Origin of the sequence: Geothrix sp. 21YS21S-2, from assembly GCF_030846775.1 — a bacterium.
In the GTDB taxonomy this organism is placed as follows: Bacteria; Acidobacteriota; Holophagae; order Holophagales; family Holophagaceae; genus Mesoterricola.
In genome coordinates, this window is sequence record NZ_CP132910.1 from 5,119,782 (window position 1) to 5,131,742 (window position 11,961).

Consider the following 11,961-nt stretch of genomic DNA (forward strand, 5'->3'; position numbering starts at 1 on the left):
GGAAGCCCCATGTTGTCAGAGGTAAAAAATCAGCGCACGAGGTTGAGGACTTCCTGGAGCAGGTTGTTGGCGGTGGTGACGACCCGGCTGTTCGCCTGATATCCGTTCTGGTTGATGATCATCCGGGTGAGCTCGGTGGCCACGTCCACGTTGGACAGCTCGAGGTTGGAACCCAGCACGCCGCCCCGGCCGCCCTGGTTCGCCGCGCCCACCGCGGCCGAGCCGCTGGCCACCGTGGCGATGTAATTGTTGCCGCCCTGCTTGGAGAGGCCGTTCTCGTTGAGGAAGGTGCTGATGGCCACCTGGCCCATGGCGATGGTCTGGCCGTTGGTGTAGTTGCCGATGATCATGCCGTCCTGGTCCACGGTCAGGCTGCTCACGGTGCCGGCCCCGAAGCCGTCCTGGCTGCTGCCGGAGGTGGTCGACGCCGCCGCGTAGCTGGTGAGGAACTTGGTGAGGCCGCCGGAACTGGTGGGCGTGGTGAGGAGCCAGTTGGTGGTGTTGGCCGCGGCGCCGTTGGTCCAGCCGCTGATGGTCAGCACCGGGTTGTTGGGGGCGGCCGCCGTGGGCGTGATGACGACGCCGCCCAGCGTGTAGCTGGTGAGGACGCCGCTGCTGTTGAACTGGACGGAAGTGGGCATGCCGGCGACGGTGCCGCCGTCGGTGGCCGTGGCGGCCACGTTCCACTGGCCGACCGTGGCGGTGGGCGTGAACGTGAAGGTCACGCTGTGGGTGGCGCCCAGGCTGTCGTAGACCTGCACGGTGGAGGTGAAGGGCGTGGAGCCCACCGCCGCCGTGGAATCCAGGTTGGCGATGATCTCCAGGTTGGAGGTGGGCACGCCGCCCGACGTGCCGGCCATGTTCAGCAGGATGGGCGCGGGCAGGCCGCCCGGGTTCACCACGCCGGCGTTGGCGTTCCAGCCCATGACCTTGTCGCCCTGGGAATCGACCAGGTAGCCGGTCTTGTCGATGGTGAAGTTGCCGTTGCGGGTGTAGACCGCGCTGCCGGTCTTGTTCTGCAGGGTGAAGAAGCCGTTGCCCTGCATGGCCATGTCGGTGACGCTGCCGGTCTGCTGGAAGGAGCCCTGGGCGAAGTCCTGGGCCACCGAGCCCAGCGAGGCGCCGAGGCCCACCTGCATCGGGTTGCCGTTGCCCTGGGTGCCCTGGTTGGCGATGGCGGCGTTGAAGAGGTCCTGGAACTGGGAGCTGGACCCCTTGAACCCGGCCGTGTTGAGGTTGGCCAGGTTGTTGCCGATCACGCTCAAGGCGGAGGCGTTGGTGGAGAGCCCGGAGAGGCTGGCGTAGAAGGAAGAGTAGAGGCCCATGGTTCGCTCCTAGCTGGAAATCCGGGTGATGTTGGACAGGGAATACTGGCTGCCGCCGGCGGTGACCTTCACTTCGTTGTTCACGAAGGAGACCGCGGAGACCACGGCGCTGGTGGTGGTGGAGGCGGTGACGGGGGCCCCGTTGGCGGTCTTGGCGGAGACGGCGACCGTGTAGTTCCCGTCGGGCAGCTGGACGCCGTTGTCGTCCTTGCCGTTCCAGTTCAGGGTGCTGTCGCCCGCGCCCAGGGCGCCGGGGCCCAGGGTCCTGACGATCTTGCCGTTGGCGTCCTTGATGGTCAGCGTGGCGTTGCCGTCGGCGCCCATGCTCACCCCGATCGCGGCGGCGCCGCCCGAGAGGGCGACGTTGCTCGAGGTGATCTGGATCTTCTTGCCGATGAGGTCGGCGCTCTGGGCCTGGTACAGCGCGGCGTTCTGGGTCTGGATGCTGGCCAGCAGGGTGTTGGTGTTCTGCTGGGCCTCCAGCGAGGAGAACGTGGCCATCTGGGCCACCATCTGGTTGGGGTCCTGGGTGTTGGTGGGGTCCTGGTGCTGGAGCTGGGCGACCAGGAGCTTCAGGAACGCATCCTTGGACAGGGTGTTCGAGGCCTTGGTCGTGGCGGCGGTGTTGGCCGTCGTGGAGCTGGTCGTGGAGACGGTCGGGGATTGCATGCTGGATTCCTCCGGGAGGCTATAGGCAGGAGTCGTGCCGTCAGGCGACGATCTCGATCCGGTGCGGGTTCAGGGGGACTGGGCCCGCGGGAATGGGCGTTTCCTGCCCGATTTCCGGGCCGCCCCGGAAGGCGGCGGCGGCCTGGGAGGGCTCGGTGGGCAAAGGCGTCTCACCGCCCTGCCGGCCCTGGTGGAGATCGAAGCTGCCGAGGTTGAGGCCCTGCTCGCGCAGGGAGGCTTCCAGGAAGGCGCGGTGCTCCTGGAGGACGGGCAGGGCCGAGGCGTCCGAGGCCCAGACGCGGGCGTGGACGTCGGTGCCCTCGACGCGGAGCTTGATCTGCACCGTGCCCAGCGACTCGGGGTGGAGCTGGAGCTCGGCGCCGGTCTCATGGTTCTTCAGGAGCCAGCGGATGCTGCCGTCCACCTGGGTCACGAGGCTGGGATGGGCCGCCGGCAGGGGCGTCTCCGCCGCGGCCGTGGTGGCCGCGACCCGCACCGCGGCCGTGGCTCCGGGCGCGAGGGCCGCCAGGGCCGCCTCGGGCCCCGGGGTCGCGGCCGCGCGCGGCGCGGCAGGCGCCGGCTGGGCCAGCTGGGCCACCTGGGTCGGGGCCACCGCCGGGGCCGCGGGGTCCGGCTGCGCGGCCTGGCCCAGGATGGCGGGCGTCTCCACCGCCGGCCTGGGCTGGTGGAGCAGCTCGGTGAGGGCGGGCTTGGCGGCGGCGGGCGCCTCGGCGGGGGCCGCCGCCTTCACCTGGAGCTTTACGCCGGGGACCGCCAGGTCGAGGGCCGCCTTGGCCTGGGGCAGGGAGAGCGCGGGGGCGGCGGCCTGGGGGTCGGCAACCGGCCGGGCAGGGGCGGGTTCGACGCCGGGATCCGCCTGGAGGTGCTCGGTTCCAGGCTTGGGCGCCGGGTCCTGGGCGGTCTGCGGATTCTCCACGGGGACCGGGGGGGGCGCAACCCCCGCCCCGGCCCCCGTCCCATCCGGGGATACGGGTGGCTGGGTGCTGGACGAGGGGGCCACCGGCGCGGCGGGGGCAGCGGCGGTTGCGGTCCCCGCGGCGCTCGCAGGGGCCACCGGGGCTGAAGGGGCCGCGGGGACTGAAGGGGCCACAGGGACCGAAGGGTCCACAGGGACCGAAGGGGCTGGGGCGGGAACCGCTTGCCCGGCAGGCTTGGCCCCTGCCAGGGAGGACCCGGACGCTGCCCCGACGGCCGGGGCCTCCACCGCCAGGGGAGCCGAATCGGCCGGCACCGGCGCCAGGGGCGCTGCGGCCTTCGGATCCGGTGCGGGCTGGGCCATGGCCGCCAGGAGGGCCGCCATGGCCGCCCCCGGATCGGGGATGACCACGGGCGCATCGGCGGGTTTCGTGGCGGCATCCGTTGCCTGGGGGTCGAGGGTGGCTGCCGGGCTGGTTCCGGCCGTTTTGGGGTCCGGTCCGCCCTCGGGGGCGGCGGGATTGGCCGGGGCGGCATCCGCCGCAGGTGCGGCGGCCGGCTTCGGGGCGGGATCCGCGGCCGGCTTGGGGGCGGGATCCTGGCGCTTGACGGGCGCCCGCGGAGCCGCGTCCTGGCGCCTGTTCACGGCCGCCTGGGCGGATTCCGGGCCCTCGGGAGCCTGCTCCGGCCGGGGAGCGGGGGCTGCGTCCCGGGTGTCGGACACCAGATTATTGATGATGCCCGAGAACCGGGAGCCGGAACCCTGGGCGGGTTCCTTCCCCTGGACTCCCGCGGCGGACTCCCCGTGGCTGGTGACGGCTTGAAGCATCGGACCTCCACCCGGGAGACTGGACCGGGTGACCTTCCATCGCACAGGCCGTGCCGGAACCACCCGGCGGATTTCGCCGGGTGGCCCGGCTCATTCCTGGGGCTTCCGGGTGCGGGAGGCTTCCCCGCCCTTGCGGCCGATCTCCTCCATGTGGGACCGGTCCTGGCTCACGGCCTCGCCGCCCTTGCGGCCGATCTGGGCCATGTGGCTCCGGTCCTGGCTCACGGAGGTGCCGCCCTTGCGGCCGATCTCCTCCATGTGGGACCGGTCCTGGCTCACGGCCTCGCCGCCCTTGCGGCCGATCTGGGACATGTGGGACCGGTCCTGGCTCACGGCCTCGCCGCCCTTTCGGCCGATTTCGGCCATGTGGGCCCGGTTCTGGCTCACGGACTGGCCGCCCTTGCGGCCGATCTCCGCCATGTGGGCGCGGTTCTGGCTCACGGACTGGCCACCCTTGCGGCCGATCTCGGCCATGTGGTCCCGGGTGGCAGGTGCGGCTTCCTGCGCGTTCATTTGGATATTTTCATCGTTGTTGGCTGCCATGATGTCCTCCACTTCTCCATTGTTCTGGGGCCGGACGGGAAAAAGTTTCCTCGACGGCTTTGATAAGATCTAAAAAATATTTATTAAAAGTGTTCATATGGCAATTAATTGTTTTTATCCGTTCATAAACTCCTTCACAAAAAAACTAAGAGGTACCTTATCACTCCTTGGGGCGTGTCAACCCTACTTTTTCAGACAGCAGCGCCGCAAGTTTAGCGTCCCTGGGAGCCAGCTGATCGAGGATGTGGGCGGCCTTCTTGGCCTGCATTCCGCCCAGCAGGCTCACGCACACCTCCTGGTTCAGGCCGGCCAGCTCCTTCACCGCCGGCGCCGCGGCGACGGGGTCCATGTTCTCGTAGGTGCGGATGATCTGGATGTCGATGGGCGGGCGGGTCTTCAGGGCCGTGAGCTTCAGGTTGGCCTCCTGGAGGGCCTTCTCCCGGTTCTGGAGGTCGGCGCGGTCCTTCTCCAGGGAGCCCTGGAGGGTGGTCAGGCGCTCCTCCATCTGGCGCAGCTCGGCCTCCTTCTGGTTCACGGCCTTCTCCCGGGCCTGGACCTTCTCGGCCAGCTCGCCCATCTTCACGCCCTCGGTGGTCTGGGGGGCCTGGGCGGAGAGCCAGATGACCCCGGCGGACAGTGCGAGGGGGGCGACGACCCATGCGAGGTTCTTGACGTTCATGGCTGCCTCACCGATTGGATGCCTGCGAATGCGTAAAGTGGTACCGGAGAACGGCGATTTCATCCATTTCCCGGGTTTCCTCGTGGAGGAGCTCCAGGGCGTGCTGTTCCTGGCGGCGCTCCTTGAGGCGCTGGAGGACCAGCTGGTCCTGGTGGGCCTTGAGCAGGGCCTGCCGGGCCTCGGCGACCCGGGCCTCGGCCTGGGCCACGGCCTCCTCGGCCTCCGCGATGCGCCGTTCCACCACGAGGAGGAAGCGCTCCGTGGCCCGCCACCGGTCCAGGTCGACGGCCTCGTTCAGGCCGGTGCGCCGGCTCTCCAGGGCCACCCGCTGGGCCTCCCGGAGCTCGGCGACCCGGGCCGCGGCCCGGTCCCGGGCGAGGACAGCCACCGCCAGGCGGCGCTTGGCCTCCTCCTCCAGGGCGACGCGCACCCGCAGGAGGGACTCGAGGCGGAACCGGAACCGGGCCGGCATGTCACACCGCCGGCTTCAGGAAGGGGGCCAGGTCGATACCGAATATCTGGCCCATGGCCAGGAGGGTGGACCGGTAGTCCGAACCCTCCGCCACCGCCTGGCGCAGGAAGGCCTGGATGACCGGCTGGAACTGGATGGCCTGGTCGATGTTGGGGCTGGCGCCCTTGGTGTAGGCGCCGATCTGGATGAGGTCCTCGGCGTCGGCGTAGGTGGCCATGAGGTCCCGCATCTTGGCGCAGAGCTGCTTCTGCTCCGGGACGGCCAGGGCCGAGAACAGGCGCGAGATGCTCGGGAGCACGTCGATGGCGGGGAAGTGGTTCTTGGAGGCCAGTTTGCGGGAGAGGATCACGTGGCCGTCCAGGATGCCGCGCACGGCGTCCGAGATGGGCTCGTTCATGTCGTCGCCTTCCACGAGCACCGTGAAGATTCCGGTGATGGACCCCTGGCCCTCGAAGGTGCCGGCCCGCTCCATGAGCCGGGGCAGCAGGGCGAAGACCGACGGCGTGTAGCCCCGGGAGGAGGGCGGCTCCCCCGCCGACAGCCCCACTTCCCGCTGGGCCATGGCGAAGCGGGTGACGCTGTCCATCATCATGAGGACGTCCTTGCCCTGGCGCATGAAGTACTCGGACACGGCCATGCCCGCCAGGGCGCAGCGCAGGCGCAGGAGGGGGGTCTGGTCGCTGGTGGCCACCACCACCACGCTGCGGGCCAGGCCCTCGGGGCCCAGGTCGTTCTCGATGAATTCCTTCAGCTCGCGGCCCCGCTCCCCCACCAGGGCGATGACGTTCACCTGGGCCGAGGTGTTCCGGGCGATCATGCCCATGAGGGTGGACTTGCCCACCCCCGAGCCCGAGAAGATGCCGATGCGCTGGCCCTTGCCCAGGGTGAGGAGCCCGTCGATGGCGCGCACGCCGGTGGCCAGGACCTCCTTGATCATGCGGCGCTGCATGGGATTGGGGGGGCGCCCGTGGATGGGGACCCGGTCCTGGGCGTCGAGCGGGGGGCCGCCGTCCAGGGGCCGGCCCAGGGGGTCGATGACCCGGCCCAGCAGGGCGTTGGACACGGGCAGCTCGGGCTGGTGCCCCCGGGCCTCCACCATGAGGCCGGGGCGGATGCCCTCGATGTTCTCCACGGGCATGAGGAGCACCTGCTGGCCCTGGAAGCCCACCACCTCGGCGATGACCTGGCGCCCGTCCTGCATGTGGATGATCATCTGCTCGCCCACGGAGCCCTCGGGACCCCGGGACTCTACCACCAGGCCCACGACCTTGCTCACCCGTCCCAGCACGTCGCCGGGGGGCAGCAGCTTGACCTCGCGGGTCAGGGCGGCGAAGTCCATCAGCCCTCCTGCTCCCGGGTCCTCTGCAGGAGCTCCAGGAGACGGACCCGGCGGCGCTCGAGGGTGGCGTCCAGCACGCCCGCGACGCTTTCCACCCGCAGGCTGCCGCGGCTGAGGGCATCGTCCTCCCGCACGCCCACGCCGGGGTGGTTCCGGGCGGAAGGCCCCAGCAGGTCCAGGTCGCGGGGGTTCATGAGCACGGTGAGGCCGGGGCGGCCCTGGAGATCGGCGTCGCCCTCGGGGAAGGGGTGGGACTCCAGCACCCGGGCCAGGAGGGGCGCGATGGTCGAGGCGCCCTCCTGCACTTCGCGGGCCGCCAGGTACTCGGCCATGGCCAGGGTGAGGGCCAGGAGCTCCTCCTGGGTGACCTTGGCGTTGAGGTCGAGGGAGGCGGAAAGGTCGCCCAGCGCGGCGTCCAGGCGCTGGATCTGGGCCTTGTACTGGCTCTCGCCGAAGGTGCGGCCCTCGGCCTCGCCGGCCTGGAACCCCTCCTCGTAGGCCTTGCGGGCCACGTCGTGGGCGTCCCGCTCGGCCTGCTGGAGCTTCTCGTAGATGATCTGGTCCACCGAGGCCAGGCGCCGGGCGTCCTCCTCGGGCGTGGTGAGCTCCGAGGACAGGGGCTCGTCGTCCAGGCTCTCCCCGCCCTCCATGGGCCCGGAGAAGTCCGCGGCGAAGTAGGGGAAGGCCTCGATGGCGTCCAGGTCCACGTGCCGGGCGGGAATGACCCGTTCAGCTGACATAGTCGTCCCCGCCGCCGCCGCCGATGCTGATGACGCCTTCCTCCTCCAGCTGGCGCACGATCTCCACGATCTCGTGCTGGGCCTTCTCCACGTCCTTGAGCTTGACCGGGCCCATGAACTCCATCTCCTCCTTCATGAGCTCAACGGCCCGGGAGGACATGTTGCGGAAGAACTGGTTGCGCAGCTCCTCGGAGGTGCCCTTGAGGGCCGTGGTGAGGGACTTCTTGTCCACGCGCTTGAGGATCTCGGCGATGCCCAGGTCGTCGATGAGCAGGATGTCGTCGAAGACGAACATGAGGTCGCGGATGCTCGCGGCCAGCTGCGGGTTCTCGTTCTCGATCTTCTCCAGCACCACGCGGCCCGTGGTGCGGTCCATGCGGTTGAAGAGCTCGGCCACGGCGCGCACCCCGCCGTAGGCCTCGGTGGCGAACGATCCCAGGGCCTCCAGCTTCTGTTCGAGGATGAGCGAGATGCGGCGCACCACCTCGGGGCTGATCTCCTGGAGGTTGGCCATGCGCATGGCCACGTCGGCCCGCAGGGCCTCGGGGAGGCTGGCGATGAGGTCCCCGGCCTGGGAGGCGTTGAGGTGGGCCAGGATCAGGGCGATGGTCTGGGGGTGCTCGTTCTGGATGAACTTCGAGAGCTGCTGGGGATTGGCCCGCTCGATGCTGGAGAAGCCCGCGGAGGATTCCAGGGCCTTGGTGAGCCGGTCGATGATCTTGCGCGCGGCCTCGGGGCCCACGGACTTGATGAGCAGCTTCTTGGCATACTCGATGCCGCCCTGGGCGATGTAGGTCTTGGCCAGGGTCATGGTGTGGAACTCTTCCAGCACCTCGTCGGCGGTCTCGGGCTGCACGTGCTTGGTGAGGGCGATCTCCTTGGAGATGTTCTGGATCTCGTCTTCTTCCAGGAACTTGAAGATGCTGGAGGCGGTCTCGTCGCCCAGGGCGACCATGAGGACCGCGGCTTTTTGCGCGCCGGAAAGCTTGGCCATGCTATCTCCCGTCCTCGATCATCCAGGATCTCACCAGGGAGGCAACGGTCTCGGCGTCGCTGAGCGTGCTCTCCTGGATGCGCTTCTTGATCAGGGAGCGGCGCTGGGCTTCGGGCGCCGAGGAGGCCCCCTCGGCGTTGAGCTCGGCCTCGATCTCGGATTCCATCTCGGCCATGGATTTGAGCGGCGTGAACTTCCGGGGGGCCCCGGGTTCGCCCGGCGCTCCGCCTTCGGCGCCCACGCGCACCCGGAGGGGGGCGGGACGGTTGAGGGCTGAGGAGAGGCGCTTGAGCATGGGCAGGATGATCAGGAAGAAGACGACCAACCCAAGGATGATCCACAGGACCTTGGGCGCCAGTTCCCAGCCGAGATTGATCCACCTCTGCTGCCTGGCCTCCTGCTCCTCCTTGGGGTTGCTGGTGGGGGCGAAGGCCATGTTTTCCACTGTCAATTCATCACCGCGCTTCTGCTGGAAGCCGATGGCCGAGGCCACCTGCTCCCGGATCTTCTTCAGCTCGTCGGCGGTGCGGGGCGTGACCTTCTCCACGGGATTGCCCTTGGCGTCCTTCTCCCACTTGCTGCCGTCGTCCACGATGACGGCCAGGGACAGGCGCCGCACGTTGCCGGGGGCCTGCTCCACGGACTTGAGGGTCTTGGAGATCTCGTAGTGGGTGGTGGTCTCCTCCTTCTTGTGGCTGTCGGTGCCCGGCGTGCCGGGAGCGGGCTGGTTGATGGGGGGCACGTTGGAGGGGGTGCCGGGCACGCCGGCCACGCCGTCGCGCTTCTGGCCCTCCTCCTTCAGGACCTTGAGGTCCCGCTCCACCTGGCCGGCGGGGTCGAAGGTCTCGGAATTGACCTTCACCTTGTCGAAGTCCAGGTCCACCCGCGCGGTGGCCCGCACCTTGCCGATGCCCACCACCGGCTCCAGCAGCTCGGTGACCATCCTCACCAGGTGGTCCTCCTCCTCTCGCTGGGCCTTCTTCTGCACGTCCGAGGCCCCCACCGCGGGGTCGCGCCCGGTGCGGCTGAGGATCCGGCTGAACTGGTCGATGACCACCACCTGGTCGGGCTTGAGGCCCTCCACGCTGGCGGCCACCAGGTTCACGATGGCCTGGGTGTTCTCGTCGGGCAGGGCCCGGCCGCCCTTGAGCTTGAGGAGCACGGACGCCTTGGCCTCCTCCTTCTCCGTGGCGAAGGGGCTGTCGTTCTGGGGGGTGATGTGCACCGTGGCGCCCGCCACCTGCTGGAGCGCCATGATGGTCTTGGCCAGGTTGGCCTCCAGGGCCCGGCGGTACATGATCTTCTGGGTGAAGTCGGTGGTGGTGAGGCCGGGGTTCTCCAGCTTGTCGAAGCCGATGCCCTCGCCCTGGGGCAGGCCGTCCCCGGCGAACTTCAGGCGCAGGTCGCCCACGCGCTTCTCGGGCACGGACACCGTGCGCTGGTCCGTGCTCAATTCGTATTTTATATTCTGCTTCTTCAGCTCTTCGACGATGCGGTTGGCGTCCAGGGGGGGCAGGTTGCTGAAGAGCACCCCCATGTTCTCCTGCCCGGCCCACAGGCCGAAGCCGATGAGGACCAGGAGCACCGTCAAGGTCATGGCGGCGACCATCCCCTTCTGGGTGGCCGTCATGTTCTCCAGTGCCTGGGTGAATTGCTTGGTGACGCTGTTCTCGTCGGCCATTGGGTCCTTTCGATGGCCGGAAAGCTATGCGTCACATCTGCATTCGCATCACTTCGCGGTATGCGTCCACCAGCTTGGAACGGACGGCCATCATCATCTGGAAGCTGACATCGGCCTTCTGGACCGCCAGAATCGCCGTGTGCATGTCAGTGGAGTTTCCACTTATCAAGTTCCGTGCCTCTTGCTCGGCGTTGGCGTGGGAGTCGTTCACTTCGGCCAGGGCCTGCTTCAGGATGTCGGCGAACGGCGTGGCTTCCGACCCGGCCTGGCCGCTGGCGGCAGGCTTCTGGGCGGCCTGGGCGAGGGCGTCGAGGGAGGGGAGCTGGCTGGGGAGAATGGGGTTCATGGCGAACCTTGCGATGGAACTGCTTCAGGATGGGGTGTTCCTGGCCGGGGGGCCAGTCAGAAATCCGTCACCGGGCGAAATCCGCCCATCAGGTAACCCGGAGCAAATCCTGGGCCGAAAGTGTCATGGTCCGCACCGCCCGCACCACCGAGGCGTTGGCGTCGAAGCCCCGGCTGGCCTCGGTGAGGTTGACCATTTCCTCCACGGGGTTGACGTTGGGGTACTGCACGATCCCCGAGGCGTCGGCGTCCGGATGGCCCGGGTCGTACTTGGTGAGGAAGGGGTCCTGGGAGGCGCGGATCTCGGCCACCTTGACGCCGGTCACGGGCACGCCGTTGGGGCCCATGTCCAGGGTGTCCACCGAGAACACGGCGTCCTTGCGGCGGAAGGGGCCCCCCTGGGGGGTCCGCGTGGTCTCGGCGTTGGCGATGTTGGAGGCCACCAGCTGGGCCCGGAGGCGCTGGGCGGCCATGCCGGAGGCGGCGATGTTGTTGATGGCGTCGAAGGTGCTCATTATTTGGCCGCATCCCGGATGGCGCCCAGCACGAGCTTGAGCTCGCCCTGGGCCAGGTTGGAACTCATGGTGAAGATGGTCTGGGTCTGGTTGAGCAGCATGTTCTCCCGGTCCAGGTGCACGTCGTTGCCGTCGTTGCGTTCCGAGGTGATGTCGACCGGGTGGATGATGGCCGGGGGCGTGATCCCCTTGTCGAAGGAGGATGGGGCGCCCGGGGTGGGCGAGAACTGCCTATCCAGCTTCTCCATCTCGGTCTTGAAGGCCGCCGCGAAGTCGAAGTCCTTGGTGCGGTAGCCGGGCGTATCGATGTTGGCCAGATTCGAGGCGATGAGGGAGATGCGCTGGGTGGCCAGGGACATGCCCTTGTCGGCGAGCGCGATCATGGGGTTCTGGGAAACCAGGTCGAACATGGGGACACCTAGGTGAAGGTGTCCGGAAAGCCATCCGGACCCCCCCCTCATTGCATGGTTCATGCCGCATCGCCCCGCACCGCAATCGTGGGTTGGGTTTGGCCACCCGCCTTGGTAGACTCCTGGAATACCGTGAGGAATGCATATGAAGATCACCCAACGCGACCACCAGGGCATCACCATCCTCTACCCCGAGGGCAAGATCACGCTGGGGGACGGGGACCAGGAACTCGGCGAGGCCGTGCGCACCGTCCTGGAGGCCGGCAGCCGCCGCATCATTCTTAACCTGAGCAAAGTCAGCTACCTCGATTCCTCGGGCGTGGGCGAGCTGGTGGGCTGCTACACCTCCATCAAGAACAAGGGCGGAGAGCTGCGCATCTGCGGCATGAACTCCCGCATCTTCAATCTGATCACCATGACCAGCCTCCACTCCGTCTTCGACGTGAAGGAAACCGAGGAAGAGTCCCTCGCCGGCTTCTAACCC

14 protein-coding genes are annotated in these 11,961 nt (G+C 68.5%); 1 reads left to right on the plus strand and 13 read right to left on the minus strand.

What is annotated here, in order from left to right:
• Window positions 1-29: 29 nt before the first annotated feature.
• The 13 genes from RAH40_RS22460 to flgB form a co-directional block, all read right to left on the minus strand.
• A complete protein-coding gene (locus RAH40_RS22460; protein ID WP_306599877.1) occupies window positions 30-1,325 on the minus strand; it encodes a flagellar hook protein FlgE in 1,296 nt (431 codons plus the stop codon).
• Window positions 1,326-1,334: 9 nt separating this feature from the next.
• On the minus strand, window positions 1,335-1,994 hold the full coding sequence (locus RAH40_RS22465; protein WP_306599878.1) for a flagellar hook assembly protein FlgD: 660 nt from the start codon (window positions 1,992-1,994) through the stop codon (window positions 1,335-1,337).
• Between the two features lie 40 nt (window positions 1,995-2,034).
• On the minus strand, window positions 2,035-3,759 hold the full coding sequence (locus RAH40_RS22470; RefSeq protein ID WP_306599879.1) for a flagellar hook-length control protein FliK: 1,725 nt from the start codon (window positions 3,757-3,759) through the stop codon (window positions 2,035-2,037).
• 90 nt (window positions 3,760-3,849) lie between these two features.
• Entirely contained in the window at window positions 3,850-4,272 is a 423-nt protein-coding gene (locus RAH40_RS22475; RefSeq protein ID WP_306599880.1) for a hypothetical protein, read from the minus strand.
• Window positions 4,273-4,462: 190 nt separating this feature from the next.
• Window positions 4,463-4,981: a hypothetical protein gene (locus RAH40_RS22480; protein ID WP_306599881.1), complete on the minus strand. Its 519-nt coding sequence runs from the start codon at window positions 4,979-4,981 to the stop codon at window positions 4,463-4,465.
• A gap of 7 nt (window positions 4,982-4,988) precedes the next feature.
• Window positions 4,989-5,453, minus strand: a complete 465-nt coding sequence (gene fliJ / locus RAH40_RS22485) for a flagellar export protein FliJ (protein ID WP_306599882.1) — start codon at window positions 5,451-5,453, stop codon at window positions 4,989-4,991.
• A gap of 1 nt (window position 5,454) precedes the next feature.
• Window positions 5,455-6,792, minus strand: a complete 1,338-nt coding sequence (locus RAH40_RS22490; RefSeq protein WP_306599883.1) for a FliI/YscN family ATPase — start codon at window positions 6,790-6,792, stop codon at window positions 5,455-5,457.
• Window positions 6,792-7,532, minus strand: a complete 741-nt coding sequence (locus RAH40_RS22495) for a FliH/SctL family protein (protein WP_306599884.1) — start codon at window positions 7,530-7,532, stop codon at window positions 6,792-6,794. The genes RAH40_RS22490 and RAH40_RS22495 overlap by 1 nt, the downstream gene beginning before the upstream one ends.
• Complete coding sequence (fliG, locus tag RAH40_RS22500; protein WP_306599885.1) at window positions 7,522-8,526, minus strand: flagellar motor switch protein FliG; 1,005 nt, start codon at window positions 8,524-8,526, stop codon at window positions 7,522-7,524. The genes RAH40_RS22495 and fliG overlap by 11 nt, the downstream gene beginning before the upstream one ends.
• A gap of 1 nt (window position 8,527) precedes the next feature.
• Window positions 8,528-10,207: a flagellar basal-body MS-ring/collar protein FliF gene (fliF, locus tag RAH40_RS22505; protein ID WP_306599886.1), complete on the minus strand. Its 1,680-nt coding sequence runs from the start codon at window positions 10,205-10,207 to the stop codon at window positions 8,528-8,530.
• Between the two features lie 31 nt (window positions 10,208-10,238).
• Entirely contained in the window at window positions 10,239-10,553 is a 315-nt protein-coding gene (gene fliE, locus RAH40_RS22510; RefSeq protein WP_306599887.1) for a flagellar hook-basal body complex protein FliE, read from the minus strand.
• A gap of 88 nt (window positions 10,554-10,641) precedes the next feature.
• The gene (flgC, locus tag RAH40_RS22515; RefSeq protein WP_306599888.1) at window positions 10,642-11,067 is read right to left on the minus strand and encodes a flagellar basal body rod protein FlgC; all 426 of its coding nucleotides are present in this window, start codon (window positions 11,065-11,067) and stop codon (window positions 10,642-10,644) included.
• Window positions 11,067-11,477, minus strand: coding sequence for a flagellar basal body rod protein FlgB (flgB, locus tag RAH40_RS22520; protein ID WP_306599889.1), 411 nt, complete (start codon window positions 11,475-11,477; stop codon window positions 11,067-11,069). Before flgB ends, flgC begins: the two co-directional genes overlap by 1 nt.
• A 145-nt stretch (window positions 11,478-11,622) precedes the next feature.
• On the opposite strand from flgB, the gene RAH40_RS22525 reads away from it, so the two are divergent.
• On the plus strand, window positions 11,623-11,958 hold the full coding sequence (locus tag RAH40_RS22525) for an STAS domain-containing protein (RefSeq protein ID WP_306599890.1): 336 nt from the start codon (window positions 11,623-11,625) through the stop codon (window positions 11,956-11,958).
• Window positions 11,959-11,961 lie beyond the last annotated feature (3 nt).

Coding starts and splice junctions, on each gene's coding strand:
- RAH40_RS22460 (WP_306599877.1), bottom strand. CDS start 1,325: ATGGGCCTCTACTCTTCCTTCTACGCCAGCCTCTCCGGGCTCTCCACC.
- RAH40_RS22465 (WP_306599878.1), bottom strand. CDS start 1,994: ATGCAATCCCCGACCGTCTCCACGACCAGCTCCACGACGGCCAACACC.
- RAH40_RS22470 (WP_306599879.1), bottom strand. CDS start 3,759: ATGCTTCAAGCCGTCACCAGCCACGGGGAGTCCGCCGCGGGAGTCCAG.
- RAH40_RS22475 (WP_306599880.1), bottom strand. CDS start 4,272: ATGAACGCGCAGGAAGCCGCACCTGCCACCCGGGACCACATGGCCGAG.
- RAH40_RS22480 (WP_306599881.1), bottom strand. CDS start 4,981: ATGAACGTCAAGAACCTCGCATGGGTCGTCGCCCCCCTCGCACTGTCC.
- fliJ (WP_306599882.1), bottom strand. CDS start 5,453: ATGCCGGCCCGGTTCCGGTTCCGCCTCGAGTCCCTCCTGCGGGTGCGC.
- RAH40_RS22490 (WP_306599883.1), bottom strand. CDS start 6,792: ATGGACTTCGCCGCCCTGACCCGCGAGGTCAAGCTGCTGCCCCCCGGC.
- RAH40_RS22495 (WP_306599884.1), bottom strand. CDS start 7,532: ATGTCAGCTGAACGGGTCATTCCCGCCCGGCACGTGGACCTGGACGCC.
- fliG (WP_306599885.1), bottom strand. CDS start 8,526: ATGGCCAAGCTTTCCGGCGCGCAAAAAGCCGCGGTCCTCATGGTCGCC.
- fliF (WP_306599886.1), bottom strand. CDS start 10,207: ATGGCCGACGAGAACAGCGTCACCAAGCAATTCACCCAGGCACTGGAG.
- fliE (WP_306599887.1), bottom strand. CDS start 10,553: ATGAACCCCATTCTCCCCAGCCAGCTCCCCTCCCTCGACGCCCTCGCC.
- flgC (WP_306599888.1), bottom strand. CDS start 11,067: ATGAGCACCTTCGACGCCATCAACAACATCGCCGCCTCCGGCATGGCC.
- flgB (WP_306599889.1), bottom strand. CDS start 11,477: ATGTTCGACCTGGTTTCCCAGAACCCCATGATCGCGCTCGCCGACAAG.
- RAH40_RS22525 (WP_306599890.1), top strand. CDS start 11,623: ATGAAGATCACCCAACGCGACCACCAGGGCATCACCATCCTCTACCCC.